Origin of the sequence: Hydrogenophaga sp., assembly GCF_030373245.1 — a bacterium.
In the GTDB taxonomy this organism is placed as follows: Bacteria; Pseudomonadota; Gammaproteobacteria; order Burkholderiales; family Burkholderiaceae_C; genus Hydrogenophaga.
Genome location: NZ_JAUCZF010000005.1, coordinates 314994 through 341277 on the forward strand (window position 1 = coordinate 314994; position 26284 = coordinate 341277).

Annotated in this window: 21 protein-coding genes, 1 tRNA gene and 2 pseudogenes; 9 read left to right on the plus strand and 15 right to left on the minus strand. The window is 60.3% G+C overall.

What is annotated here, in order from left to right; genetic code table 11:
- Positions 1–11: 11 nt before the first annotated feature.
- From nusA to QUV25_RS13695, 8 genes are all read right to left on the minus strand, one after another.
- Entirely contained in the window at positions 12–1511 is a 1500-nt protein-coding gene (gene nusA, locus QUV25_RS13660; RefSeq protein ID WP_300864749.1) for a transcription termination factor NusA, read from the minus strand.
- Positions 1512–1584: 73 nt separating this feature from the next.
- Complete coding sequence (gene rimP / locus QUV25_RS13665; RefSeq protein ID WP_300864751.1) at positions 1585–2172, minus strand: ribosome maturation factor RimP; 588 nt, start codon at positions 2170–2172, stop codon at positions 1585–1587.
- Positions 2173–2344: 172 nt separating this feature from the next.
- A complete protein-coding gene (locus tag QUV25_RS13670) occupies positions 2345–2566 on the minus strand; it encodes a DUF2788 domain-containing protein (protein WP_300864753.1) in 222 nt (73 codons plus the stop codon).
- A 19-nt stretch (positions 2567–2585) separates the two neighbouring features.
- Complete coding sequence (locus QUV25_RS13675) at positions 2586–3380, minus strand: DUF2189 domain-containing protein (RefSeq protein ID WP_300864754.1); 795 nt, start codon at positions 3378–3380, stop codon at positions 2586–2588.
- Positions 3381–3530: 150 nt separating this feature from the next.
- Entirely contained in the window at positions 3531–5138 is a 1608-nt protein-coding gene (locus QUV25_RS13680) for a dipeptide ABC transporter ATP-binding protein (RefSeq protein ID WP_300864755.1), read from the minus strand.
- 2 nt (positions 5139–5140) lie between these two features.
- Positions 5141–6178 (minus strand): ABC transporter permease, encoded by a 1038-nt coding sequence (locus tag QUV25_RS13685; RefSeq protein ID WP_300864757.1) that lies wholly within the window; start codon positions 6176–6178, stop codon positions 5141–5143.
- Between the two features lie 141 nt (positions 6179–6319).
- A complete protein-coding gene (locus QUV25_RS13690) occupies positions 6320–7345 on the minus strand; it encodes a microcin C ABC transporter permease YejB (protein WP_300864758.1) in 1026 nt (341 codons plus the stop codon).
- Positions 7346–7508: 163 nt separating this feature from the next.
- Positions 7509–9287, minus strand: a complete 1779-nt coding sequence (locus QUV25_RS13695) for an extracellular solute-binding protein (RefSeq protein ID WP_300864836.1) — start codon at positions 9285–9287, stop codon at positions 7509–7511.
- Between the two features lie 104 nt (positions 9288–9391).
- Here QUV25_RS13695 and fabI point away from each other — a divergent pair, with 104 nt between their 5' ends.
- Both fabI and QUV25_RS13705 read left to right on the plus strand, forming a co-directional pair.
- Positions 9392–10189, plus strand: a complete 798-nt coding sequence (fabI, locus tag QUV25_RS13700) for an enoyl-ACP reductase FabI (protein ID WP_300864759.1) — start codon at positions 9392–9394, stop codon at positions 10187–10189.
- Between the two features lie 55 nt (positions 10190–10244).
- On the plus strand, positions 10245–11111 hold the full coding sequence (locus QUV25_RS13705) for a DNA ligase (RefSeq protein WP_300864760.1): 867 nt from the start codon (positions 10245–10247) through the stop codon (positions 11109–11111).
- A gap of 20 nt (positions 11112–11131) precedes the next feature.
- On the opposite strand, the gene QUV25_RS13710 is transcribed toward QUV25_RS13705, so the two are convergent.
- Positions 11132–11344: a YdcH family protein gene (locus tag QUV25_RS13710; protein ID WP_300864761.1), complete on the minus strand. Its 213-nt coding sequence runs from the start codon at positions 11342–11344 to the stop codon at positions 11132–11134.
- A gap of 112 nt (positions 11345–11456) precedes the next feature.
- Complete coding sequence (locus QUV25_RS13715) at positions 11457–13748, minus strand: arginine/lysine/ornithine decarboxylase (RefSeq protein ID WP_300864763.1); 2292 nt, start codon at positions 13746–13748, stop codon at positions 11457–11459.
- Between the two features lie 156 nt (positions 13749–13904).
- Between QUV25_RS13715 and QUV25_RS13720 the strand changes: the two genes are divergently transcribed.
- From QUV25_RS13720 to QUV25_RS13740, 5 genes are all read left to right on the plus strand, one after another.
- Positions 13905–14330, plus strand: a complete 426-nt coding sequence (locus QUV25_RS13720; protein WP_300864764.1) for an NfeD family protein — start codon at positions 13905–13907, stop codon at positions 14328–14330.
- A gap of 51 nt (positions 14331–14381) precedes the next feature.
- Entirely contained in the window at positions 14382–15299 is a 918-nt protein-coding gene (locus tag QUV25_RS13725) for a stomatin-like protein (protein WP_300864765.1), read from the plus strand.
- 10 nt (positions 15300–15309) lie between these two features.
- The gene (locus QUV25_RS13730) at positions 15310–15711 is read left to right on the plus strand and encodes a DUF2237 domain-containing protein (RefSeq protein WP_300864767.1); all 402 of its coding nucleotides are present in this window, start codon (positions 15310–15312) and stop codon (positions 15709–15711) included.
- Between the two features lie 57 nt (positions 15712–15768).
- Positions 15769–15858, plus strand: a tRNA-Ser gene (locus QUV25_RS13735).
- 308 nt (positions 15859–16166) lie between these two features.
- On the plus strand, positions 16167–17060 hold the full coding sequence (locus QUV25_RS13740) for a 2OG-Fe(II) oxygenase (RefSeq protein WP_300864768.1): 894 nt from the start codon (positions 16167–16169) through the stop codon (positions 17058–17060).
- 109 nt (positions 17061–17169) lie between these two features.
- On the opposite strand, the gene QUV25_RS13745 is transcribed toward QUV25_RS13740, so the two are convergent.
- Positions 17170–18252 carry an acyltransferase gene (locus QUV25_RS13745; protein ID WP_300864770.1) on the minus strand — a complete coding sequence of 361 codons (1083 nt, stop codon included), beginning with the start codon at positions 18250–18252 and terminating at the stop codon, positions 17170–17172.
- A gap of 315 nt (positions 18253–18567) precedes the next feature.
- Here QUV25_RS13745 and QUV25_RS13750 point away from each other — a divergent pair, with 315 nt between their 5' ends.
- Positions 18568–18798: a transposase gene (locus QUV25_RS13750; RefSeq protein ID WP_300864771.1), complete on the plus strand. Its 231-nt coding sequence runs from the start codon at positions 18568–18570 to the stop codon at positions 18796–18798.
- Here QUV25_RS13750 and QUV25_RS13755 read toward each other — a convergent pair.
- A pseudogene (locus QUV25_RS13755) lies at positions 18760–19900 on the minus strand (IS3 family transposase). The gene QUV25_RS13750 and the pseudogene QUV25_RS13755 sit on opposite strands and share 39 nt — an antisense overlap.
- Before the next feature lie 81 nt (positions 19901–19981).
- A pseudogene (locus QUV25_RS13760) lies at positions 19982–20272 on the minus strand (IS3 family transposase); the annotation flags it as partial.
- Between the two features lie 278 nt (positions 20273–20550).
- Here QUV25_RS13760 and QUV25_RS13765 point away from each other — a divergent pair.
- Positions 20551–23016 (plus strand): AMP-binding protein, encoded by a 2466-nt coding sequence (locus tag QUV25_RS13765; RefSeq protein ID WP_300864772.1) that lies wholly within the window; start codon positions 20551–20553, stop codon positions 23014–23016.
- Between the two features lie 191 nt (positions 23017–23207).
- On the opposite strand, the gene QUV25_RS13770 is transcribed toward QUV25_RS13765, so the two are convergent.
- Positions 23208–24689 (minus strand): oligosaccharide flippase family protein, encoded by a 1482-nt coding sequence (locus tag QUV25_RS13770; RefSeq protein ID WP_300864773.1) that lies wholly within the window; start codon positions 24687–24689, stop codon positions 23208–23210.
- Complete coding sequence (locus tag QUV25_RS13775; RefSeq protein WP_300864775.1) at positions 24686–26194, minus strand: O-antigen ligase; 1509 nt, start codon at positions 26192–26194, stop codon at positions 24686–24688. Before QUV25_RS13775 ends, QUV25_RS13770 begins: the two co-directional genes overlap by 4 nt.
- Between the last annotated feature and the right edge of the window lie 90 nt (positions 26195–26284).

Sequence of the window (26284 nt, forward strand, 5' to 3'; positions counted from 1 at the left end):
GCCTCCGCTGTTCAGGTGGTGGGTTGCGCTTCGTCACCGGCGAACCAGTGAGCGCGGGCCAGCATGATCAGTTTCACGGCGTCTTCGGCCGTCTGTCCGGTGATGTCGGTCAATTCGTCGGTGGCGAGGTCGGCCAGGTCGTCGCGCGTGTGCACGCCGGCATCGGCCAGCTTGGCCACCAGCTCAGGCGTCACACCTTCGAGGTCACGCAGCTCCTGGGAGACCTCTTCCACGCTCTCTTCGCGAGCGATTTCCATCGTCAGCAGCGCATCCTTGGCCCGCGTGCGCAGCTCGTTGACCGTGTCTTCGTCGAACGACTCGATCTCCAGCATTTCCTGCAGCGGCACGTAGGCCACCTCTTCCAGGCTGGTGAAACCCTCTTCGATCAGGATGTCAGCGATCTCCTGGTCGACATCGAGCTTGGCCATGAAGACCGCACGGATGCCTTCGGCCTCTTCGGCCTGCTTCTGCGCCGACTCGTCGGCCGTCATGATGTTGATGCGCCAGCCGGTGAGCTCGGAGGCCAGGCGCACGTTCTGCCCGCCGCGGCCGATGGCGATCGCGAGGTTCTCCTCATCCACCACCACGTCCATGGCATGACGTTCTTCGTCCACCACGATCGACACCACGTTGGCCGGCGCGAGGGCACCGATCACGAACTGAGCCGGATCATCGCTCCAAAGCACGATGTCCACCCGCTCGCCAGCGAGCTCGTTGGTCACGCCGGTCACGCGCGAGCCGCGCACGCCCACACAGGTGCCAATGGGATCGATGCGCTTGTCGTGCGACTGCACGGCGATCTTGGCGCGCGAACCCGCATCGCGGGCGCAGGCCTTGATGTCCAGCAAACCCTGTTCGATCTCAGGCACTTCCTGACGGAACAGCTCGATCATGAACTCGGGGGCCGAGCGCGACAGCAGGATGGGTGCGCCGCGCAGCGTCAGGTCCACCTCCATGATCATGGCGCGCACGCGATCCCCGGTGCGGAAGTTCTCCTTCGGGATCATCTCGCCTCGGCGCAGACGGCCTTCGACGCGCCCGCTCTCGACGATGAGGTCACCCTTGTCCAGGCGCTTGACGGTACCCACGAAGATCTTGTCGCCGCGCGACATGAAGTCGTTGAGCAGCATCTCGCGCTCGGCATCGCGGATCTTCTGCAGGATCACCTGCTTGGCGGCCATGGCGCCGATGCGGCCGATCGGCACGCTGTCAATCGGTTTCTCAATGAAGTCGCCTTCTTCAATGTCGGCGAGTTCGTCGCGCGCATCGCTCAGCAGCTCTTCAGCATCCGGGTTCTGCAGGCCCGCCTCATCGGGAACCACCAGCCAGCGGCGGAAGGTCTCGTAGGCACCGGTGTCGGGGTCAACCGCCACGCGGATGTCCACCTCGCCCTTGTAGAGTTTTTTGGTGGCCGAGGCCAGTGCCAGCTCCACCGCACCGAGCACCACATCGCGCTCGACGTTTTTCTCGCGGGAGATGGCATCAATCAGCATCAACATTTCGCGGTTCATTTCACTCGCCCACCTTTCCGGATGTCTTCTTGGAAATCAAAACAAAGCTGTTCTCGAATGCGACGGTCGGTCATCATCCGTTAGGCCCCTCGCCCGTGGCTTGGCGGCCTTTGAAATTCACGATCGGCGCCAATCGCGCCTGCTGCACATCGGCCAGCGAAAAATTCAACGCCTGCAGCGGCACCGGCGGGCGCTTCTTGCTGACGCGCTGGCCCGGTTTGGGCTCAGGCGCATCGCTCCAGACGATTCGCCACTCGACGCCGTCCTCGGCACGCTGCAGCGTGCCGCGAAACTTCTTGCGGTTGGCCGACACCTCGGTGCCGGTCACGCCGATCGGCGCCTTGAGCGTGATGTCCACCATCTGCCCCTCAAAGCGCATGTAATCCTGTTCACGGCGCAGCGGCCGGTCAATGCCCGGCGAGCCCACTTCCAGACGCCGGTACTCCAGCCCCTCGACCTCCAGCAGGTACTGCAGCTGGCGGGTGATTTTTTCGCAATCTTCCACCGTCACAAACCGCTCCACCGCTGCCTGACCGGGCGCCGGCGGCTGCCAGGGCCAGTCGATCGTCACCCGCAACAAACCGCCAGCGGACCGATCCAGGTCCACCAGATCAAAGCCCATGCCGGTGACGGTTTGCTCGACGGTTTGCTGCCAGGTCATTCGCTTGTGTTCTGTGGTCCTGATGGCGTGAAATGAATCGCTCGGGTTGAAAAACGTTCGGCCAAAAAAAATGGGCCGGTAGTAACCCGCCCAATTGGTCGTGAAGGCGGCATTATAGCCCGCTAATCGACGCCTTTGCAATCGAGAGCAGCGCCATGCGCAAACTTCGGCATCACAGCTCCAGCACCCACTGAATGATGTTCTTCGCCAGGAATCCCAGCATGCCAAAGGACAGCACCAGGAACAGGATGAAGGTGCCAAACTTGCCCGCCTTGGACTCGCGAGCGAGGTTGAACACGATGAACAGCATGTACAGGATGAAGGCGCCCACGCCAAAGGTCAGACCGAACTGGGCGATCTGGGCCTCGTTGTAGCCGAACAGGGTGGCTTCCATGGCGCAGCAGTAGGTCCGTTCAGGGCTGCCCGGCGCCCTGAAGCAGCCCATGGGTGTCGCGCTGGGTGAGGTCGCAGTAGACGTGCCAGCTGGCATGGGCGATCAGCGGCAGGATGACGATCAGCCCGATCAGGGCAGTCAACATGCTCAGGCCGACCAGTAGCGCGATCACCAATGCCCAGGCCACCGCGGGTCCCGGGTGGTTGGCCACTGCCGTCCAGCTGGCCTGGACGGCGACCATAACCCCGACCGGCCGGTCGACCAGCATGGGCAACGCCACCACGGTAGACGCGTAGACCGGCGCAGCCAGCAAGGCGCCCAGCAACAACCAGGCCTCGAACAAGCCCAGCTCCCGAACCAAGACCACATGGCGCAGGAAGTCCGCAGGTTTCTCGATCGGTACCGACGACCACAGTGTGATCAACCCGGCCGAGGTCAGCACCCAGCCGGTACCAGCCAGACCAAGCAGCAGGCCGAACGCCACCAGCCGCCTGTCGCCCGAGCGCCAGAGTGACACCACCTCGCCCATGCCCACGCAAGCGCCGCTGCTGCACGAGCGGCTGACGTGGTAGAGGCCGGTGGCCAGAATGGGCGCGACGATCAGAAAACCGGAAAAAGCACCGGCCAGCAACCAGAACTTGTCTCGCGCAGCCCAGAGCAGCAGCCAGCCAAAGCAGGCCAGCAACAGACCATGCAACAGGCCAGGGGACGGATTGCGGCGCAGATCGCCCCAGCCCAGCGCCAGCCAGCGCGCGGGTGAGGCTAGCGTCACGGGCACGGCGTGCGAATTGGGTGTTGTGGGATGAGCGTTCATGGGAGGCCAGGCAAAAATGCCAAGGGACCGGTTGGGTTATAGCGGTGCACCCGTGGGGTCCCCATGACAAATGTCAAACAAAGGAACGATGCCCCGAGTGTGCCAGCGTCATGGCGGCAGACTCCCCCGCCCGACCCGAGGGGCCTGGTATCAGCCTGACGCCTGCACCAACGTGCGCGTATAGGGGTGTTCGGGTGCGCCCAGCACCCGTTCGACAGGTCCGTGCTCGACCACCGCGCCATCTTTCATCACCAGCACCTCGTGGGCCATGGCGCGGATCACATCCACATCGTGGGTGATGAAGAGATAGCTCAAGCCCCGCTCCCGTTGCAAGCGCTGCAGCAGGGCCAGCACCTGCTTTTGCACCGTCACGTCGAGCGCGCTGGTGGGCTCGTCAAGCACCAGCAGCAGCGGCTCGACGATCAGCGCCCGGGCAATCGCCAGTCGCTGGCGTTGGCCGCCGGAAAATTCGTGCGGGTAGCGCTGCAGCCAGTCGCTGCCATGCCGGGCGTCGTCCACCAGGCCCACATCGGCCAACGCGTTCACCACCTTCGTGCGGCGCTGTTCAGCCGTCAGCTGGGGTTGGTGCACCAGCAAGCCCTCGCCCACGATCTGCTCCACCGTCATGCGCGGAGAAAGCGACGAAAACGGGTCCTGGAACACCACCTGGATGCGCTGGCGCAAGGCGCGCGACTGGCCGTTTTTCGCCGCCACCAGCCAGTCGGTGCCGGTGACCACCAGGCGGCCCTGGTGCGGCAGCAGGCCGAGTGCGGCCAGCGCAAGCGTGGACTTGCCCGAGCCCGACTCGCCGATCACGCCCAGCGTGTGCCCCGCGGCAATCCGCAAGTCGGCCCCCTGCACCGCCACGAATTCCCCCTTGCGAAACCAGCCACGCAGGCCCGGCAGTGGCACGGGGTAACTCACTCGCAGTCCCTGCGCCTCCAGCACCGGCGCGTCGGTACCCGCCGCCGGCGCGGGCTCGACCACATCGCGCTCGGGTCGGCTGGCCAGCAGCATGCGGGTGTAGGCGTGTTGGGGCGCGGAAAACACCGCCTCCACTGCACCCTGCTCTACCAGATGGCCGCGCTCCATCACCGCCACCCGGCTGGCAAAGCGGCGCACCAGGTTGAGGTCGTGGGTGATGAGCAACAAGGCCATGCCGTGCTGCCGCTGCAGGTCGCCCAGCAGGCTCAGGATCTGGCCGCGCAGACTGACGTCCAGCGCAGTGGTCGGCTCGTCTGCCAGCAGCAGCTTCGGGCTGCTGGCCAGGGCCATCGCGATCATGGCGCGCTGGCGTTGCCCGCCACTGAGCTGGTGCGGGTAGGCCTGAGCACGTCTGGTCGGCTCGGGAATACCGGTGGAAGCGAGCAACTCCACCACCGCCGCCTCGGCCTGGCGTGGCGTCAGGCCTTTTTTGAGCAGCAACACCTCGGCAATCTGCGCGCCCACCGTGGCCAGCGGGTTGAGCGCCGTCATGGGTTCCTGGAAGATGATGGACACCGCATCGCCCCGCACGCCGCGCAGCTCGCGCTCGTTCATCTGGAGCACGTCGCGCCCCTCCAGCTTCGCCGAACCCGAGACCTCCGCGTTCTGCACCAGGCGCAGCAACGACAGGGCCGACACCGATTTGCCCGAGCCCGACTCGCCCACCAGCGCGAGGCGCTCGCCGGCGTTGATGTGAAAGTCGATGCCATGCACCACGCTCTGGCCACCAAAGGACACGCGCAGGCCCTGCACATCGAGCAAAGTGGGCGTCATGCTCACCGGTCGGCCTTTCGGGGATCAAGTGCGTCGCGCAGCGCGTCGCCCATGAAGGTCAGCAGCAGCAGCGTGATCACCAGCACCGCGAAGGTGGACATGGATATCCACCAGGCGTCAATGTTGTTTTTCCCCTGGCTCAGCAACTCGCCCAGCGACGGTGTGCCGGGGGGCACACCCAGACCCAGAAAGTCCAGCGAGGTCAGCGCGAGGATGGCCGCACTCATGCGAAACGGCAAGAAAGTGACCACCGGCGTGAGGCTGTTGGGCAGCACATGGCGCCAGATGATCTGACCGTTGGACAAGCCCATGGCCATGGCGGCGCGCACATAGTCGAGCTGGCGGTTGCGCAGAAACTCGGCACGTACATAGTCCGACAGGCCCATCCAGCCAAACAGGCTGAGCAACACCAGCAGCAAGCCCAGGCTGGGCGCAAACACCGCCGAGAAGATGATCAGCAGGTAAAGCTCAGGCATGGCCCCCCAGACCTCGATGAAGCGCTGAAACGCCAGATCGGTCTTGCCGCCAAAGAAGCCCTGGATGGCACCGGCGACCACCCCCAGCAGCACGCCAATGAACGTGAGCGCCAGCGCAAACAGCACGCTGACGCGAAACCCGTAAATCAGCTGCGCCAGCAGGTCGCGGCCACGGTCGTCGGTACCCAGCCAGTTCTCAGCTGTGGGAGCCGAGGGGTTGGGTTCCTTGGCGAAGTAGTTGAGCGTCTTCGGGCCGTAGGGGTTGGGCGCGTAGACCGCCCAATTGCCGTCCAGGGTCAGCCGCTCGCGGATGAAAGGGTCGAGGTAGTCGGTGTTGCTTTCGAAGTCCCCACCGAACACCGTTTCCGGGTAGTCATTGAACAACGGCAGATAGGTCTGCCCCTCATAGCGGACCACCAGCGGGCGGTCGTTGGACAATACCTCGGCAAACAGGCTGGCCACCACCAGCACGCAAAAGATCAGCAGGCTCCAGTAGCCGAGCTTGTTGCGCTTGAAGCGGAGCCAGGCGCGGCGCGAAGGCGAAGGACTGACCACGCCGGTCATGAGGCAACCAACTCCACCAACAAAGTCTCCGGCGCGCGTTCCTCAACCCAGGGCAGCAGTGGAACCGGCTTCGCCGGGCTACAGGGTGCTTCCCCCCTCCCGCAGGCGAGGGGGGAAGCCGCGCAGCGGCGCAGGGGGGTGCTAGTCGAACTTGACACGCGGGTCCACCCAGACGTAACAGAGATCGGAGATGAGTTTGGTCACCAGCCCGATCAGCGTGAACAAAAACAGCGTGCCCATGACCACCGGGTAGTCGCGCCGGATCACGCTCTCGTAGCTGAGCAGGCCCAGGCCGTCGAGCGAGAACAGTGTCTCGATCAGCAGCGAGCCAGCAAAAAACGCGCCGATGAAGGCCGCTGGGAAACCGGTCACGATGGGGATGAGCGCGTTGCGGAACACGTGCTTCCACATCACCTGGCGTTCGCTCAGGCCCTTGGCGCGCGCTGTCATCACGTACTGCTTGCGGATCTCTTCCAGAAATGCGTTTTTGGTCAGCATGGTGGTGACGGCAAAGCTGCCCAGCACCATCGCCGTCACCGGCAGCGTGATGTGCCAGAGGTAGTCGACGATGCGCGCCCCCCAGGTGAGCTCTTCCCAGTTGGATGAGGTGAGGCCTCGCAATGGAAACCATTGCAGCTGGCCACCAAAGATCACCAGCAGTGCCACACCCAGCACAAAGCCGGGAATCGCATAACCCACCAGCACCAGCAGCGTGGTCACCAAGTCAAACCGCGTGCCCGCGCGCACTGCCTTGGCCACGCCCAGCGGCACGGCCACCAGGTAGCTGATGAAAAACGTCCACAGCCCGAGGCTGATCGAGACCGGCAGCTTCTCGATCACCAGTTCCGAAACCGCCTTGTTCTGGAAAAAGCTGGTGCCCAGGTCAAACCGCGCGAACTGTCCGAGCATCTGGAAAAACCGCTCGTGTGCCGGTTTGTCAAAGCCGTACAGCGCCTTGATCTGCTCCAGCCGCTGTGGATCCACGCCCTGCGCGCCCCGGTAGACCGATCCGCCCTCCGCGCCCGTGCCCCCCCCTGCCCGCGCCTCGGCCAGGTACTGATCCACCGGTCCGCCCGGCACGAACTGGATCACCACAAAGGTCAGCAGCAAGACGCCGAACAGCGTCGGAATCATGAGCAGCAAGCGCTTGAGGATGTAGACCCACATGGTCAGCCCGCGCTCTCACAAGGTAAACCAATGGCGTGAACGAAGCCGGTGCCCCCGGCGCGAGGGCCATCAACCCAGCAAACACCGTGGAACCGGCTTTGCCGGGCCACAGGTGTTGCCCCCTGGAGGGGGTGACGCGCGAAGCGCGGCGCGGGGGTGGTGCTCACTTTGCCCACCAGGTATCGATCGCCCAGGTCTCGCCCGCCGCGTAAGGCGGCATGACCTCGGGACGCGCCAGGCGCCAGGCGTTGTAGACCATGCGGTGGGTGGTGGCCGACCACTGGGGCACCAGGTAATGGCCATGGCTGATCACGCGGTCCAGCGCCCGGCACGCTGCCTGGAAGGACTGCTGCGTGCGGGCCGAGGTCATCTGGGTGATGATCGCATCCACCGCCGGGCTGCTCACGCCCGCCAGGTTACCGGAGTCTTCGGTTTTGGCGGCCTGGCTGCCGAACAGATCGGCGTATTCGGCCCCTGGGTTGTGCGTGCCGCCGAATGCGATCGAGATGATGTCGAAATCAAACGTGCGTAGGCGCTGCTGGTACAGCGCGAAGTCGACAGGACGGAACTGCAACGTGATGCCGAGTTTCTCCAGATTTCTCGCCCAGGGTGTCACCACCCGTGCGCCGGCCTCGTTGCTGTCCAGGTAGGTCAGCGACATGGGCTCGCCGCGCTCATTGCGCAATTCACCCGCCTGCACCGTCCAGCCGGCCTCGCGGAGCAAGGCCTGAGCGGCGCGCAAGTTGGCGCGCAGCGAGCTTTCACCGTCGGTTCTCGGCGGCGCAAAAGCCGGACCGAACACCTCAGACGGCAACTGGCTGCGCCAAGGTTGCAGCAGCGCCACCTCCTCTGCAGCGGGCAGACCCTGGGCCGAGCAGACGGTGTTGCCGAACAGACCTTGCACGCGCTGATAGGCGCCATAAAACATCTGCCGGTTCATCCACTCGTAATCCATCGCCAGACCCAGTGCCTGGCGCACCCTCAGATCGTCCAGCGGTGGTCTGCGGGTGTTGAGCACATAGCTCTGGAAGCCGGTGGGCAAGCGGTGGGTGAACTCGGTCTTCACGAGCTCACCCGAATCGAAACGCTTGCCGTTGACGCGCCTGGCCCAGTCGCCGGCAGAGAAAAACCGCATCAGGTCGAATTCACCGGCCTTGAGCGCCTCCAGGCGCGCGGTGTTGTCCCTGTAGATCTTGACCAGCACCCGGTCGAAGTTGGCCGTGCCGCGACGCACCGGCAGGTCGCGGGCCCAGTAATCAGGGTCGCGCACGTAGGTGATGTCTCTGCCAAAGCGCACTGGCCCGATGCGGTAAGGTCCGCTGCCAATTGGCAGGTCCATCACCACCTGGTCGAAGGTCTTGCGCTCGCCTGTCTTGGGGTCGATCTCGTTGCCCCAGGCGCGGCTGAAGACTGGCAACCCCCCCACGGTCAGGGGCAGCTCCCGGTTGGGTTTCTTGAAGCGGTAGCGCACGGTGCGCTCGTCGAGCACGTCAAGCCCGGCAACGTCTTCCAGGATGGTCTTGTAGGCCGGCGAGGTGTGAGGTCCCATCAAGATGTCGAAGCTGTGTTTCACATCTGCCGCCAGCACCGGATCGCCGTTGTGAAAACGCGCCTGCGGCCGCAACCGGAAGGTGACAGACAGCCCGTCTGGCGCAGCACTCACATCTTCGGCCAGCAAACCGTAGCCGGCACCGGTTTCGTCGAGCGATCCGGTGAGCAGGGTGTCGAACATCAGGTTGGCCAGATAGGCCGGTGCGCTGCCCCGCAAGGTGAACGGGTTGTATTTGTCGAAAGTCGAATTGCGCAGGTTGCTCACCAGCCGGATCTCGCCGCCCTTGGGTGCGCTCGGATTCACGTAGTCGAAGTGCGTGAAACCAGGCGGGTACTTGAGCTCGCCCCACAGGGCGTAACCATGCGCTGCCCAGGCATTCGACAGGCCCATGCCCAACGCCAGCAGCAGGCAGCAACGTGCGTGCTGCCAGCGAGAACGGGAAATAACGGGCCTCATGCGACAATTCTGCTGGAATTTTCTTTGGAGATAGAACAATGGGTTTTCTCACCGGCAAGAAGCTGCTGATCACGGGCGTTTTGTCCAACCGGTCCATCGCCTACGGCATCGCCAAGGCCTGCCACAGCCAGGGCGCCGAGCTAGCGTTCAGCTACGTGGGCGAGCGTTTCAAGGACCGCATCACCGACTTCGCAGCCGAATTCGACTCCAAACTGATCTTCGACTGCGACGTCGGCGACGACGCCCAGATCGACCGCATGATCGCCGATCTGACCCAGACCTGGCCCAAGTTCGACGGTTTTGTGCACAGCATTGGCTTTGCGCCGCGCGAAGCCATCGCTGGTGATTTTCTGGACGGCCTGACGCGTGAAAACTTCCGCATCGCGCACGACATCAGCGCCTACAGCTTCCCGGGCATGGCCAAGGCGGCCTTGCCTTACCTCAACGAGCGCGCCTCGCTGCTGACGCTGAGCTATCTCGGTGCGATGCGCATCGTGCCGCACTACAACACCATGGGACTGGCCAAGGCCAGCCTGGAGGCTTCGGTGCGCTACCTGGCCGAGTCGCTGGGTCCACGCGGCATGCGGGTCAACGGCATCAGCGCTGGCCCGATCAAGACGCTCGCGGCCAGTGGCATCAAGGACTTCGGCAAGCTGCTGTCCTTCGTGGCCAGCGCCTCGCCGATCCGGCGCAACGTGACCATTGAGGAAGTGGGCAATGTGGCAGCATTCCTGCTGTCGGACCTGGCGTCAGGCGTGACCGCCGAAATCACCTACGTGGATGGTGGCTTCAGCCAGACCGGCGGCATCAGCAAGGACAGCCAAGCGGTCGCCTGATCGCAGCCGACCACCCCCGACCTCTTCGAGGCAGGGTATGCGCAGGCGCCAGAGCTTGATCGCAATCGGCACCGCCTGGCTCTGGCCATGCGGCGTCACGCTGGCTCAGACAGCGACACCTTCACCGCCAGCGTTGATGCTGGCCAACCGCTACCACCCGGGTCTGGACCTCAATGCGTATTGGGTGAGCGAGAAGCTCGACGGGGTGCGCGCCTTCTGGGACGGACAGCGGCTGGTGAGCCGGGGCGGTCTGTGGATTCAAGCCCCCGCCTGGTTCACCGAAGGCTGGCCCGCCGAGCCAGCAGATGGCGAGCTCTGGGCGGGGCGGGGTCGGTTTCAGCAGACTGTGTCTGCGGTTCGCCAGCAGACGCCTGACGATGGTGCCTGGCGCAGCATCCGTTTCATGGTGTTTGACCTGCCCGAGCATCCCGCAGACTTCACCTCACGCATCGCTGCCTACCACGCATGGGTGCATGCCCGACAGCAACCCTGGGTGCAAGCGGTTGAGCAGGTGCGTGTTTCCAGCCACTCCGAGCTGATGCAGCGGCTCGACACGACCGTGCGCGCGGGTGGCGAAGGCCTGATGCTGCACCGCGGCGACACGCCCTACCGCGCTGAGCGCAGCGACGACCTGGTTAAGCTCAAGCGGCATGAAGATGCCGAAGCGCAGGTGATCGCACACGAGACCGGCCGCGGTCAGTACGCTGGCCTGACGGGAGCACTTCGGGTGAGAACGCCTGACGGGCGCGAGTTCCGCCTGGGCAGTGGACTGAGTGATGCGCTGCGCCGATCGCCACCGCCGCTCGGCGCCTGGGTCACCTACCGCTACAGGGGATTCAATGACAGCGGCCTGCCGCGCTTTGCCACCTACCTGCGAGTGCGAGGCGACATGGAGCCACCGCCAACGCCCGCCTCGCGCTGAGGCAGGCGACCCCTGGCGAGTTACCCCACCTGCTTGAGGTGGGCGTAAATCTGGTCCTTGAGCAGCAGCTTTTCCTTCTTCAGCTGCTCGATCTCGATCTGTGAACCAGGCTCGATGTGAGCTTCCTTGTTTTTGATCAACTGATCCAGATCGTTGTGCTTGTCGAACAGCCGGGTGAAGTGCGCGTCGTGCCCTTTGAGCTTGCTGATGAGATCGCGGTATTCAGGAAACATCGGTGTCGGCCTTCCGGGTTGGTTAGGGGAAAGAACCTGGAGCTGGCAAGCATGCCCAAACATCCATGACGTTCATGGTAACCCCGAGATCTGGCGCAGGATTTGAGGCAGATCAGGCGCTGACGCAATCGGCAAAGTGGCGCAGCACACCGTCGGCACCGGTTTCCTGGACCAGACCATGAATGTCGGTTTCAAAGCCCGGGCACTCGCGAGCGAACTCGCGGTTGAACTTGAGGTAGTCCACGATCTTCTTGTTGAACACCTCGCCCGGGATCAGCAGCGGAATGCCTGGCGGGTATGGGGTGACCAGGCTGGTGGTGATGCGGCCCTCCAGCTCGTCAATCGGCACCCGCTGCGTGGTGCGGTGTGCGATGTGCGCGAACGCGTCGCTGGGCTTCATGGCCGGCAAGTGGTCGCTGAGGTACATCTCGGTGGTCAGGCGCGCGATGTCGTGCTTGGCGTACTGCGCATGCACCTGCTGGCATAGATCGCGCAGGCCGAGCTGTTCGTAGCGCGGTTGCTTGGCGCAGAACTCCGGCATGATGCGCCACATCGGCTGGTTCTTGGCGTAGTCGTCCTTGAACTGCTGCAGCGCGGTCAGCAGCGTGTTCCAGCGGCCCTTGGTGATGCCGATGGTGAACATGATGAAGAAGCTGTAGAGCCCGGTTTTCTCCACCACCACACCGTGTTCGGCGAGGAACTTGGTGACGATGGACGCCGGTATGCCGGTTTCCTCAAAACGGCCGTCGAGGTTGAGGCCTGGCGTGACGATGGTGGCCTTGATCGGATCCAGCATGTTGAAGCCTGGCGCCATGTCGCCAAAACCGTGCCACGCCTCTTCGCCGTCGGACGGCTGCACGCCCTCGGAATCGGTGCGCTTGAGCACCCAGTCGCTGGAGCGTCCGATGCCCTCCTCCACCAGTTGATCCGGACCCCAGACCTTGAACCACCAGTCGTCGGTACCGAACTCGTCTTCCACCTTGCGCATGGCGCGGCGGAAATCGAGGGCCTCGGCGATGCTCTCCTCCACCAGCGCGGTGCCGCTGGGCGGCTCCATCATCGCGGCGGCCACGTCGCAGCTGGCGATGATGCTGTACTGCGGGCTCGTGCTGGTGTGCATCAGGTAGGCCTCGTTGAAGAGGTGGCGGTCCAGCTTGGTGTCTTGTGAATCCTGTACCAGCACATGGCTGGCCTGGCTGATGCCAGCCAGCAACTTGTGGATCGATTGCGTGGAGTAGACCACCGAGTGCTGGGGCCGGGCTCGCTTCTTGCCCATCGCGTGGAAGCTGCCGTAGAAGGAATGAAATGCCGCGTGGGGCAGCCAAGCCTCGTCGAAGTGGAGATTGGCCACGTAACCGTCGAGCAGGCCCTTGATGGTTTCGGTGTTGTAGAGCACACCATCGTAGGTGGACTGGGTGAGCGTGAGGATGCGCGGTTTGACCGCCTCGGCGTCCACGCCGGCGAGCAGCGGGTTGGCCCGGATCTTGGCCTTGATGGCGTCGATCTCGAACTCGCTCTGCGGAATCGGTCCGATGATGCCGTAGTGGTTGCGCGTGGGCTTCAGAAACACGGGGATGGCACCCGTCATGATGATGCTGTGCAGAATGGACTTGTGGCAGTTGCGGTCCACCACCACCACATCGCCCGGCGCCACCGTGTGGTGCCAGACCATTTTGTTGCTGGTGCTGGTTCCGTTGGTGACAAAAAAGCAGTGGTCGGCGTTGAAAATGCGTGCTGCATTGCGCTCGCTCGCGCCAATGGCGCCATTGTGGTCCAGCAACTGGCCCAGCTCTTCCACCGCATTGCACACGTCGGCGCGCAGCATGTTCTCACCGTAGAACTGGTGGTACATCTGTCCGATCGGACTCTTCAGGAACGCCACGCCACCCGAATGACCCGGGCAATGCCAGGAGTACGAACCGTCTTCGGCGTAATCGAGCAACGCCTTGAAAAAGGGCGGCTGAATGCCTTCGAGGTAACTCTTGGCTTCTCGGATGATGTGGCGCGCCACAAACTCGGGCGTGTCCTCGAACATGTGGATGAAGCCATGCAGCTCGCGCAAGATGTCGTTGGGCAGGTGGCGGCTGGTCTTGGTCTCGCCATGCACGTAGATCGGCACGTCGGCGTTCTTGCGGCGCACCTCTTCAATGAAGTTGCGCAGGTTCAGCACCACCGGGTCAACGTCGGGACCGGCGCTGAATTCTTCGTCGTCGATCGACAGGATGAAAGCGCTGGCGCGCGACTGCTGCTGCGCAAACAAGGACAGGTCGCCGTAGCTGGTCACACCCACGACCTCAAACCCCTCGGTCTCGATCGCCTGGGCCAGCGCACGAATGCCCAGGCCAGACGAGTTCTCGGAGCGGAAGTCCTCGTCGATGATGACGATGGGAAAGCGAAATTTCATGTCGGTCCTCTGCCTGCTCACAGGCCAGGCGATACAAATCGGGGGAATCGGCTTACGAGTGTACGGAAAACCAGCAGCCCGTCCCGAGGCGGTTGTGCATTTGACGCAGAATGGGTGGTGGCCGAGACCCCGGCCACGATGATTTCTGGAGCTCAAATGGCCGATTCGACAATGTGGTGGCTGCTGGCTGGCGCCCTGGTGGCACTGGAGCTGGTCAGCGGCACCTTTTACCTGCTGATGCTGGCACTCGGCGCGGCGGCTGCCGCGCTCGCCGCCCATCTCGGCGTTTCCCTGGTCACACAGCTGGTGACCGCGTCGGTCGTCGGGCTGGGCTCGGTCGCAATGTGGTACCAGATCAAGAAGCGCCGCCCAGGCGACCCCTCGGCGCGCTCACAGCGCAGCGTCAACCTCGACGTCGGCGAGATCATCCAGATCGACGAGTGGCTGCCTGACGGCACAGCGCAAGTTAAGTACCGAGGTGCATCCTGGAGCGTCATTCAGCGTCCCGGCAACGCGCCCGTGCCCGGCAGCTACCGCGTGGTCGAGCTGGTAGGCAGCCGCCTGCTGGTTGAAAAAGTCTGAGTCGCTGGCCGCTGACCCTTTCCCCATCCCTCCCCTCACGAGAAAATCGCCATGGAAATCGCTGTCCTTTTGTTCATCATCGCGGTCATCTTTGTCAGCCGCTCCATCAAGATCGTGCCCCAACAGAACGCCTGGGTGGTCGAACGGCTGGGCAAATACCAGTCTTCGCTGGCGCCGGGCCTGAACTTCCTGGTGCCCTTTGTTGACAAGGTAGCCTACAAACACAGCCTGAAGGAAATTCCTCTGGATGTGCCCAGCCAGGTCTGCATCACCCGCGACAACACGCAGCTGCAGGTGGACGGCATCCTCTACTTCCAGGTCACCGATCCCATGCGGGCCAGCTACGGCTCATCGAACTACATCATGGCCGTGACCCAGCTGGCGCAGACCTCGCTGCGTTCGGTGATCGGCAAGCTTGAGCTCGACAAGACGTTTGAAGAGCGCGACATGATCAACGCCCAGATCGTCGCTGCGATCGACGAAGCTGCGCTCAACTGGGGCGTGAAAGTGCTGCGCTACGAAATCAAAGACCTCACCCCACCTGCCGAGATCCTGCGGGCGATGCAGGCCCAGATCACGGCCGAGCGCGAAAAGCGCGCCCTGATTGCCGCCTCTGAAGGTCGTCGCCAGGAGCAGATCAACATCGCCACTGGCGAGCGCGAGGCGTTCATTGCCCGCTCCGAGGGCGAAAAGCAGTCGCAGATCAACATGGCTCAGGGTGAAGCTGCCGCCATCATCTCGGTGGCCGAAGCCACGGCAGACGCCATTCGCAAGGTCGCGTCCGCGATCAACGAGCCAGGCGGCGAGCAGGCGGTGCAGCTCAAGGTAGCTGAGCGCGCGGTCGATGCCTACGGCAAGGTCGCGGCCGACGCCACCACCACACTGATCGTGCCCGGCAACATGTCCGAGCTCTCGGCCCTGATCGGGACCGCCATGACCCTTGTGGGCAAAACTCAGGCCAAGGCATAAGGTCCAACGCATGACCACCGACGCGCGAAACGTACTGGGCGGGCCGCTTCAGGCTTGCTCCTACGACCCGCTCACGGGTTTTTTTCGGGACGGCTGCTGCCGCACCGACGAGAGCGACGTGGGCACCCATGTGGTCTGCGCCAGGGTCACGGCAGAGTTCCTGGCCTACTCCACCGACCGCGGCAACGACCTCGTCACGCCGCGCCCTCAGTGGCGCTTCGCTGGCTTGCGCCCAGGAGACCGCTGGTGCCTGTGCGTACAGCGCTGGCGTGAGGCGCTTCACGCTGGCGTGGCGCCGCCCGTGGTGCTCGACGCCACCCACGAAGCCGCCCTGCAGCACGTGACCCTGGTGGAACTGCAGCAACACGCCTGGCGCCCGACTCGCAACGACAGCTCTCAGGCAGACAGCTGAGCCGCTGCCTCCAGGTCAGAAACGACTTATGCCGCCTGATACAATCAGTGGCTTCGCGGAGAGGTGGATGAGCGGTTTAAGTCGCACGCCTGGAAAGCGTGTGTGGGTTTATCCCCACCGCGGGTTCGAATCCCGCCCTCTCCGCCAGGATTGCGCACACACGTCTGATTCCATCCGCTCGCCTCGCATACTGGTCAGCGGCTACGCCAGTGCCCGGGTTCAAGCGTTCAACACAACCAAACCGAAAATGCCATTGGCGACGGACGTGTGGCTGAACAGCACTGTGCACGTGTGTACTGTGCGTATAAATTACAGCCCTTCGCTACCTTGCTATCAGCGCCGCGCGAATATCGAAAGCTGATATGTGGCCACCTCGCGTGGCTGGGCATCTACGGAGCATGGCACTTTGCGACCGAATTTGAACAAGGTCGTCAAATCCTAGGAGTTTTGAACCTATGAACCGCTTTGATCTCACGCTTCCAGTCAACAACGACGGCGTTCTGGGCATGGACCCCGTAGAGGCCCGGGCCACGGGTGCGATGCTGGCGCAGGAATACCAGTCGGCGCAACCCTTTCCCCACATCGTGCTAGACGGACTATTGCCGCAGGCACTACTCCAGCAGGCGCTAGACAACTTCCCTGCCGAGCCGCTGAAGTCAGACCGAGTGTTCGATATCGACTACGGCGGCCACCACAAGCGCCAGATCCTTCCCTACGACTGCAATCAAGATGCGCAGGCGCTTTTCGCCTTTCTAAACTCGAGTCCTGTCCTTCAGTTTCTGGAAGGACTCACCGGTATCGAAGGCTTGATTCCCGATCCTTACTTCGAGGGAGGCGGCTTTCATGAGATCAGCCATGGTGGCTTGCTGGGTGTGCATGCCGACTTTCGCATCAACAACAAGTTGCATCTTGAGAGACGTCTGAATCTGCTGATCTATCTCAACCCAGGTTGGCAAGAGGAGTGGGGAGGAGCACTGGAAATTTGGGATCGGAAAATGACGGCTTGTCATTCGAAGGTGTTTCCACTTCTGAACCGCTGTGTTGTTTTCAGCACCGACGCCGACAGCTTTCATGGGCACCCTGATCCGCTGGCAACGCCAGAGGGCGTCAAGAGACGCTCCATTGCCCTGTATTACTACACCAGCTCGCGAAACATTTACAAAGAAGTGCCGAGCCACAGCACGATGTACTACGCGCGCCCAGAGGATAGCAGCTCGACACATGCTCTGGCCAGACGGTTCCGAAGCGATGAGTACCTGAGAGACTGGATGCCGCCAAAGTTGGCCAGGCTGATCTTTCGAGTTCGCGATAAGTTGCAGTCAATTTTCTCGACTGATCGCAGCAGCTGAGTTTTGCGTGGGGCAACATGCCGCATCCTCTGCCCAACGCCAAGCAACGAGCATCAGTTCAACACATTTGGCCAGTCCACTGGCTTGGACTGAGGTCGAACATCAGCAATCAGGCCCCTCTGCGCAGCAAGAACGCCCTGATGGCTTGACCAGCTGGCCGCTCCAACCAGCGGTGCGCAGCAAAGGCTGTCACCACCGATACGATGAAGTAGATCGGCAACGTCAGGTAGCTGTTGGCAAACTCGCGAGATCCATCAAAGGCAAGATCTGCAACCAGAAGCGCTGTCATCTGAAGTGGGACATGCACGAGGTAGACGCTGTAGCTGATATCGCCCAGCGCGCTGAGGCGTACCCCCCATGCTGGGGCGACCCGGTCTGCCCCAGCAGCAATGGATACCATTGCCACGGCAATTCCAGCGATCGTTACCTCTTCGAAACCTGCCAACAGACCAACCAAAGCAGCGCATGAGCTGAGGATGGTCAATGTTGCCGCGCGCGCCAAGCCTGCGTCAGGGCGCAGCGCGTAGAGCAAGCAACCCAGGAAGAAATACCCGGCACAGACGAAAACACCTGTCTGGACCAGGGGGAGCGCCACCGGCTCGAGCGCCACCCAGATCCAACAGGCAGCGCAAAGAAACAGCGACACGCCTATGGCCCCCCGTCTCATGATGAACAGCGACAAGAAGAACATGGCATAGACGACCATTTCCAATGAAACTGACCAGATTGGCCCATTGAAACTCAGGCCTCGTGACAAACTGGTCCAGTTGGACGACATGAGCAACTGAAGTCCAAAGTGCCTGAGGTCGTTGTTACCGTAAACCTGCCAATGACCCACAGAATGCAGACTGATCGCCTGCAATACCGCCACGTAGATCAACGTGGCAAAGTGCAGGGGGTACAGGCGAGCGAAGCGAGCAACGCCAAATGCCCAGGCGCTAGATTGGCGCGGCAGATAGACATGCGCAAAGACGAAGCCAGAGATGAGCCAAAATAATTCAACAGCTTTGGCGGCAAAAGGACCATACAGGGGCGCCAGGAGGCCGGCGTAAGGGAATGCATCAACGGGGGGCATGGCTGCCCTGTCATAGGCGTCAGCCAGGTAAAAGTGGTGATAGTGAAACACCACAATCATCAACGCCGCAATGCCGCGCAATGCATCGACACAATAAAACCGTCCGATAGGCTCCATACATGCATCGTTGATCTTAGTCTTACCCAAAACGTGAACCCCCAGCTATGCGCACAACATGAACCACGTCTTTGAGTAGCTCAAGCTCAAAGGTTGGGTATTCCGACCCAAACACGATGGGCACCTCCTGGTCTCCACAGACACCCTGGAAAGCCCTCAGACATACTTTGGTCATCATCCTGCGGCATTCCCCATCAAAGAGTTGGAACCAGAAAGAATGTTTGCAACTCAGCGAAGTTTAGCAACAGCAATTGAAGCCACCTCGAAAACCTGTACCAGTCGGGAGTAGAGAATTCCAACCGATGGAGTCTCTACATGAAGAAATCAAGATTCAGTGAATGCCAGATCGTGGCGATCCTCAAAGAGGTCGAGCTCGGTGCCAAGGTCGATGAGACGTACAGGAAGCACGGCAACGATCCCACGTACTACAAGTGGAAGAGCCAGTACGCGGGCATGAGCGTGTCGCACCTGGCGCAGCTACGCGAGCTGCATGACCCTGTACCCGATTCAGTACCGCTCGGAAGTAGAGATTTCCGGCTCCTCTGAGATCGCCGTTGCAGGCAGCTGCCTGCAACGGCGGGCGAATTCGGCGGGGGTCGCCCAGTCTAGCGCTGAGTGGGGTCGACTCTCGTTGTAGTACTGCCGCCATGCCTCGATCTTGCCCCGGGCATCGTCGAGCGACAGGAACCAGGTGGCATTGAGGCACCCCTGACGCAGCCTGCCATTGAAGCTTTCCACGTTGGCGTTATCGGTTGGCTTACCGGGTCGGCTGAAGTCGAGTTCGACGCGGCGCTCATACGCCCACTTGTCCATCACCTTGGAGATGAACTCGCTGCCGTTGTCGGACTTGATCGTGCGTGGTAGACCGCGCTCATGGCTGATGGCCGTGAGCACACGAACGACGTCCTCGCCTTTGAGGCTCTGACCGACGTCGATTGCCAGACACTCGCGCGTGAACAGATCGACCACCGTGAGCATGCGTAACTTGCGCCATCGAACAGGGCATCGGCCACGAAGTCCATGCTCCAGATATCGTTGATCGCGTGTGCAAGCTGCTTGGGTTGCCTGAGTTGCGCGGCCTTGTTGCGCCGGGGGCGCTTCAGGCGCAGCGACAGGCCTTCCTCTCGGTAGAGGCGATACACCCGTTTGACGTTGTCCATGTGGCCCTCCCGGCGCAGCATCACGTGTACCCGGCGGAAGCCATAGTGCACGCGCGTGTCGGTGATCTCCTTGATGCGCGACTTCAGTGCGCTCTCGTCCCTGCGTTGAGAGACGTAAAGATAGGTCGAAGCCGACATGCGCACCACCCGCAGCGCCTGGCGCTGGCTGCAACCGAATCTCTGCATGAGTTCGGGTACCAACTCGCGTCGCTGGGAGGGTCTCAAAGCTTTTTTGCGACCACCGCCTGCAGCATGGCCTTGTCCAGGCTCAGGTCGGCCACGATCTGCTTGAGCTTGCGGTTCTCTTCTTCGAGCTGGCGCAATCGGCGCAGTTCGGATGGACCGACGCCGCCATAGCGCCTCTTCCACACGTAAAACGTCGCATCGCTGATGCCCATCTTGCGACAGACCTCCTCAACACGGGTACCCAGCTCGGCTTGCTTGAGAGCAAAGGCGATTTGCTCCTCGGTGAACTTGCTCTTCTTCACGACATGCTCCTGCCCACTCGGGGCGTTCATCATGCCGGTCCTCTCTGTAACTGAACAGTACGAAATCCTGGGACAGGGTCAAAGCAACCCTGCCCGGGCCATCACGCGGTAGACACGCTTGGGATTGACCCGCGCGTCGCGTCGTGTGCTGCGCTGGCGGTTGACCAGGGCGCAGGCGCGTCGTTACCCGTAGCTGGGCAGATCGGTGATCTGCTCACGGATCTGTGCGAGCAGCTGTGCGTCACCCGACGGCGTACGTCCCTTGCGACCATCGCGCCAGTCCTCGCTACGGCGAAGCAGCTCATGCACATGCGAGCGCGCTACGCCCAGCGCCCGGCAGACCGTCCTCCTTGGTCGCCCCCGGGCAACAAGGAGGTCAACCGCTTTGCCAAAGGCCGCGCCTGGAGCCGTGAACGACTGCACGAACCGTCAAACTGCGGTGGGCGCACACTCGTTTGGGAATAAAGCGTTCAAGTATGCTCCGTCGGATACGAAAGTGACCTAACCCGACGGCAGCCCAAATACTGTGCAATACCGCATGTTGCTCCTATTGGCAAATTTGGATGCCTTCACTATTTCCAGATCGCTAGTGCTATGCTGCCGAGGCTCTAGGTTGAGGGACGAGCCTATATGAACTCCAGGTGCTCACGATGCAAGATTCCACGCTGCACGCAACAGGTCTGATTCGGCGCAACTCTCTGTCCTTTGTGAGGCATGTTTTTGCTCTCAACAAAGAACGCCAACCTCTGGTCAGCTTTCCAGATGAGGCGGCCGCCAAGGAGCCCGCTGGCCTCAAGATTGAGAGGTGCATCGTCCCTGAGGATGGAGGCGGCTGGTTCACCGAACGGCACGCATTGATTCATGACGATCTACCTGCGCAGGTGACCTACACCTCGGGCACGGAAGGCAAACCCAAGGGCATCATCCTCAGCTACGCGAATCTCGCCGACGCCGCAGAGCGAATCATCAGCGAGATGGACCTGACAGCTGATGTGCGCGAGTACGTTGGCGTTCCGGTCACACACAGCTTTGGTATGGCCCGAATACGCGTGATCAGCGCAGTCGGTGGCTGGTCTTACTTGCCTTCGCGCGGCTTTGACCCCCTTGAATTGTCCCGCATGCTCGGGGCTGGTGAAGTCAACTCCCTTTCTGCTGTGCCCACGCTCCTGCGGATTCTGCTTCGGCGTCCCGAGGTGATTGGAGAGGCAGGCCAAAAGCTTCGCTGGATGGAGATCGGCTCCCAATACATGTCAGCTGCGGAGAAGCGCGGAATCCGTGAAATGTTTCCGAACGCGAGAATCGTGCAGCATTACGGCCTCACAGAAGCGTCGCGCAGCACATTCCTCAGGATCTCAGACGCTCCGGACGAATTGCTCGAATCAGTGGGCTGCGCTGTCGGCAAGACAGAGGTGGGCATATCGCCAGACGGGCGCATCCGAGTTCGAGGACCTCACGTTGCGAAGTGGCGCATTGAGGGGAATCATCAGCAGCCGCTATGTGAGCCCGATGGTTGGCTTCTGACCAGTGATCTGGGCCATATGAACGGTAGCCACCTCTATTTTGACGGTAGAGCCGACGATCAGATCAACAGCGGCGGCGTGAAGATCAACCCAGACCTGCTTGAGGCGCAGATCAGCAAGCTTCTGAAGCGAAGCGAAAAGTTGGTCGTGACCAAGGTGCCCGACAAGCTTCGCGGGGAAGGCGTTCTGGTGGTGGCGGAATCGCAGGACCTTGACTTGGCTCAGCTCAAGAAAGCTTCGGGCCAGGCCCTGAAAAAGCTGGGTCTCGACGTTGGTGATGCCTTGCACGCCAAGGTAATGCCGTCGATTCCACAGACTGCGACCGGCAAACCACTGCGTCGGATTCTGACAGAAGAGTTTGTTCGTGAGAACGAGGCTGTTGATAGAGGTCCCGAGGGTGGCCACTCGGTTGATCCAATGGCTGGGGATGTGATGGGTTTCTTCCAGCATTTTTTCCCAGGCCAAAACATTGACGCAGATGCAAGCTTCGAGGCTCTCGGAGGTGACTCGCTTGGCTACATCCAGTTTTCAATGGGATTTGAGCAACGATTTGGTCCGTTGCCTAGCAGATGGGAGTCACTCACAGTCGCGCAATTGCAGAGCATGATCTCCCCCGCTTCTGGGAAACCATTCCTGAGACTGGAATCTGCAACGCTGACGCGCGCATTCTTCATGATTTGTATCGTGGCGCTGCATCTCGACACTTTTGTCTATAGCAAAACCTGGGGTGCAGCATATTTCCTGTTCATGTTGGCGGGCTACAGCCTTATGCGATTCCAGTGGCCCGAAATCAGTCGTACTGGAAAGGTGAAAACGATCTTTGGTACTGTGTTGCGAATCGCCATTCCGACTGTACTGATGGTGGTGGCTATGCAGCTTTGGGCCCATGAAACTGAGCTAAAGCCACTGTTGCTGATCTCAAACTATTTTGATCCTCATCAATATCATGTTGTATATTTCTACTTCGCAGAAATATACATGCAACTGTTGCTGATAATTGCAGGACTGCTCTCCTTCCGGTCAATTCGGAACAGATTTCAAAAAAGCCCCCTCATCAGCGCAACCGTCCTGATCGTCCTTTCGATGGCACTAAGCTCCTTGGTTGAGTGGGTTTGGGACACCAACTATATCTACCATCGCACACCCATCTGGTATTTGTGGACAGTGGCTTGTGGAATGCTCATAGCCAGCGCGTCGTTGCGAAATTTGCCGATTCGCTTGATGGTGATGGCAATCGTTGCGACTGTTGTGCTGCTCCACCATGGCTTTACAGCAGCTTCCTGTTATATATGGAGTGGTTGCGCCCTCTTGCTGTTCTGGCCGGAAATATCGGTTCCAGTCTCAGTGAAAAGAGTGGTCGGTGAGATTGCTGGGGCGTCGATGTTTATGTACCTCAGCCATTATCAGGTTCAGTCAGTCGTAACCCGACTATTTCACGAGCCGAGGCCTTGGACTGCACTATTCACCGCGGTGGCAGTAGGCATTGTGTTCGCTCGAACCTACAACTGGATCGAGGGCCAAGTGCTGGCATTCGGTCGCTACCATGGTTGGTGGGGTCGACAAAAATGGCGACAGGGATCTAATCCAGTGGTGTAGCAGGTTCCTTGAGGAAACCTTTGGTGAGTGCTTGCGCCGATTTCTCGGGTCAAGCTGTCATCGTTTCACTGAGGCAGGAACCAGCATTCGTTCCGAATCTTGGGACGTGCTGAACTGTTTGGTTGATATTTGCAGGACGGACTCAAGACCCAATCACACCCAGTATACAGACGTTCAGGTGTTGACCTAACTCACCTGGGTCTGATGAGCGGAATCACAAAACGCAGAAATAAGGGCAAGAACAACCCCGTTGTAAAAAGTCCTAAAACGGCAAGCCGCCAAAACGGCTTGATTTCTGAAACAAAGGGTGCATGGGCTGCCATCCACCATCCGGTCAGAGAAACGATCAGGAAAAAGGTCAACATACCACCTTCTACCCGAGCATTTCTCAGACCAAGCGTTCGTCCGAGGTACTGACAGCAAAAGATTCTGACGACTTCGCTAGCAGCGAAAAACATGGCAGCAGTCGCGATGTCGAGCTTGAAAAGAAACAGCGGGATCAGCATCAACGCGTAGCTCCCCACCTTGACGGCACTCGTGATCGCAACCCATTTGGAACGTCCGGACGCAATAAAGGCAGCGCCGTACATGGTCTCCAGGCAACTGAACCACGCGCCTATTGCAAGCATCGGCAACAGCACACCACCCATCGAATAGCGATCGTCATACGCAAGAGCGAAAAAGCTTGAAGCTCCGCTGACCAGCAAAGCACAGAGATAACTTGATAGGACCAGCGCTGCCATATGGGTGCGCGCAAATGCAACTGGTAACGGCATCCCTTGCTGAAGCATGCGCGAATACCAAGCGAACAGCACACTTCCCTGAACCTTGCCCACCAGCGCAGGAATAATCGCTGCGAGGCTGGCTGCGATGGCATAAACGCCGACTTCAGCGAGCGGGAACGTGCCCGCCAGCGCGAGGCGATCAATCTGAAGAGCCAGAAATGTAATCACCGTGCTGATGAATATCCATTTGCCGAAGGAGATGATGGCTCTGATTGCCTCAGCCTCCCATCGCAACTGTGAGCGAGGCCCGTTGAGCATCCAGTAGCTCAGGGATGCGGAAAGAGCAGTGGACAACACGGCTGCAATCGCCAGCGCATAGACTGACCTCAGATACCAGGCCAAACCAACTATCACAAGTGCATTGAAAATGCCAGCGATAAAATCGATCTGTATCACCTCCTTGATGTTCAAGTGCCTCGCAGCTGTCATCAGCTTCGCAGACTTGAACCCATCAATCAAAGAAGTCAATGCCACGATAGGAATCAAGTACAGAAGTTCATACGCCTTAGGATCATTGGCACCATATATTTGAGCGAGCGGCCAAGCCAATATCAATGCAACAGAAAATAAACAAATTCCTCGTATTACCTGCAACGTCCAGGCGGTATTCAGAAAATCTGGCTCGTCCCCACGGGGATGCTGAACAACATTGGTTTGGAGTCCAATGTCCGAGAACATGGCCAGCCCCATCATCACGGCAGAAACAATGGCCATCAAGGCAAATGCCTCTTCGAAAAGGAGCGCGGCCAACACCACATTGGCACCCAAACGCAGGACCTGCCCAAGCCCAAAAGCCAAAACAATCCAGGCCGTCCCAGACCTGGCCCGCCCTCCAAAGCTCTGAACCGCTGGGTCATCTGAAGCCTCTTTTTCAGGATCGGAAGTCATACCCGTGCAGCCCATAAATCCGGGCGGCGTTGGGGTTGCATCCACAAAGCGTACGCGCAACAAATACCCAACAGGGCGAAATAAGTTGTCGGAACAAGCAAAATACTGCTGAGCGTAAATATCATTAACATCACAGTGACAACAGATGCAAACAACGCACGCCCTAGCAATAAGGCATCGGAATTTTCAGCTCGACGGGCCCAACGCATACCACGCATGAGAACCACCAAGGCTCCAACAAACATGCCGGTGTAGAGAAACAGTCCCACAATACCCGCCTGCAAAGCAACGCCGAGATAGCTGTTGACAATATCAATGATGCCTTCGCCTTGCCGCATCACCTGGAGTTCTGGTGCATCCCAGAAGTCGGTTGAGCCAAAAAGCAAATTTCGCTCGATGACCGGACGGGAAACAGTCAAAAGATCAGCTCGGTAATCAACGTTGCCTTGTTCCGCTGAGCCAACTAGCGGTAGCAGGTCGATGATTTTTTGTCCCGAAGGCGTCATGGACATTACCAAAAAGGCGCAGCTGGAAACAAGTACAGTCTGAGTCAGCCTCTTGAGTGGTCGAGGGCTGGTAAGAACGAACACTACGAACAAGATCCCTGCTCCCACCCAGGGTCCGCGCGACAGCGAGGCCAGTATGCCTGTCGCCAGCACTACCCAACCGACCAATCGCCAGGCTTTTTTGTCTACCAGACTCTGAAGGTATAGGTATGCCCCGGTAGCGACGACAATCGTATAGCCCAGAACAATAGATTCGATCACTGTCACGCTTGGCCGAATAAAGCCACCTCTCAATTTGTAGATACCAAAAGGATTCAATCCCAATGCCGTGGCGGAAGCGTCGTAGAGTTTCCAGCTGCGCAGAACCTCGACAACCGCCATCACGGAAAGAAGCACCCCACCCAGCAGCAGGCCGACAAGCGCATGTCGGAATCCCTCAGCATCGCGAATGCTTCGACTGGCCACGTAATAGGGTAGAAAAAAATCGATCCACATCATCAGTGCCGATCGCGCATCGCTGGTGAAATTACCGAAACGAAAAGCAAGCAATGAGTTGAGAACCAGGTAGCCCACAACAAACCCATCCACTGGCGATCGAAAGAACCTGATGGTTTCAGGGCGTTTTGAGAGTTGCCATGCGTAGGGCAGCAATAAGACCAGTGCGAGGAAGCGGTAGTGATTTATTTCGAAGAAATAATTGATGAGGCCAAATCCCGGTATTTGAGTGGACGAAGCAGGGGCAACGACCAACAGCAGCAAGTACAGCCCAAAGATTTGGGTTTCACGCCGGCTAACCCTGATGAGCACCACAGTCATGATGCCCACGTAGACCCAAAAATTCGGTGACAAGAACCAAGTAAGGGTGGTGACGTACCAAAGTGCACGCCAGCGCGCAAATGTCTCTAGTGAGACGACTTTGGTGATCGCGGGGCGAGCCAGCAGCCAGACTACACTGCCTAACGCGAGCACCATCACAAGTGCACGTAAATGCTCAGGCACGGCTTTCAGGTTCCATTGAAGTCAGGCCGGCTAGGAGGCATGAAGAGGCGCATGCGGCTGACCTGGACTTGCGAACGCAGTCGCACCGCA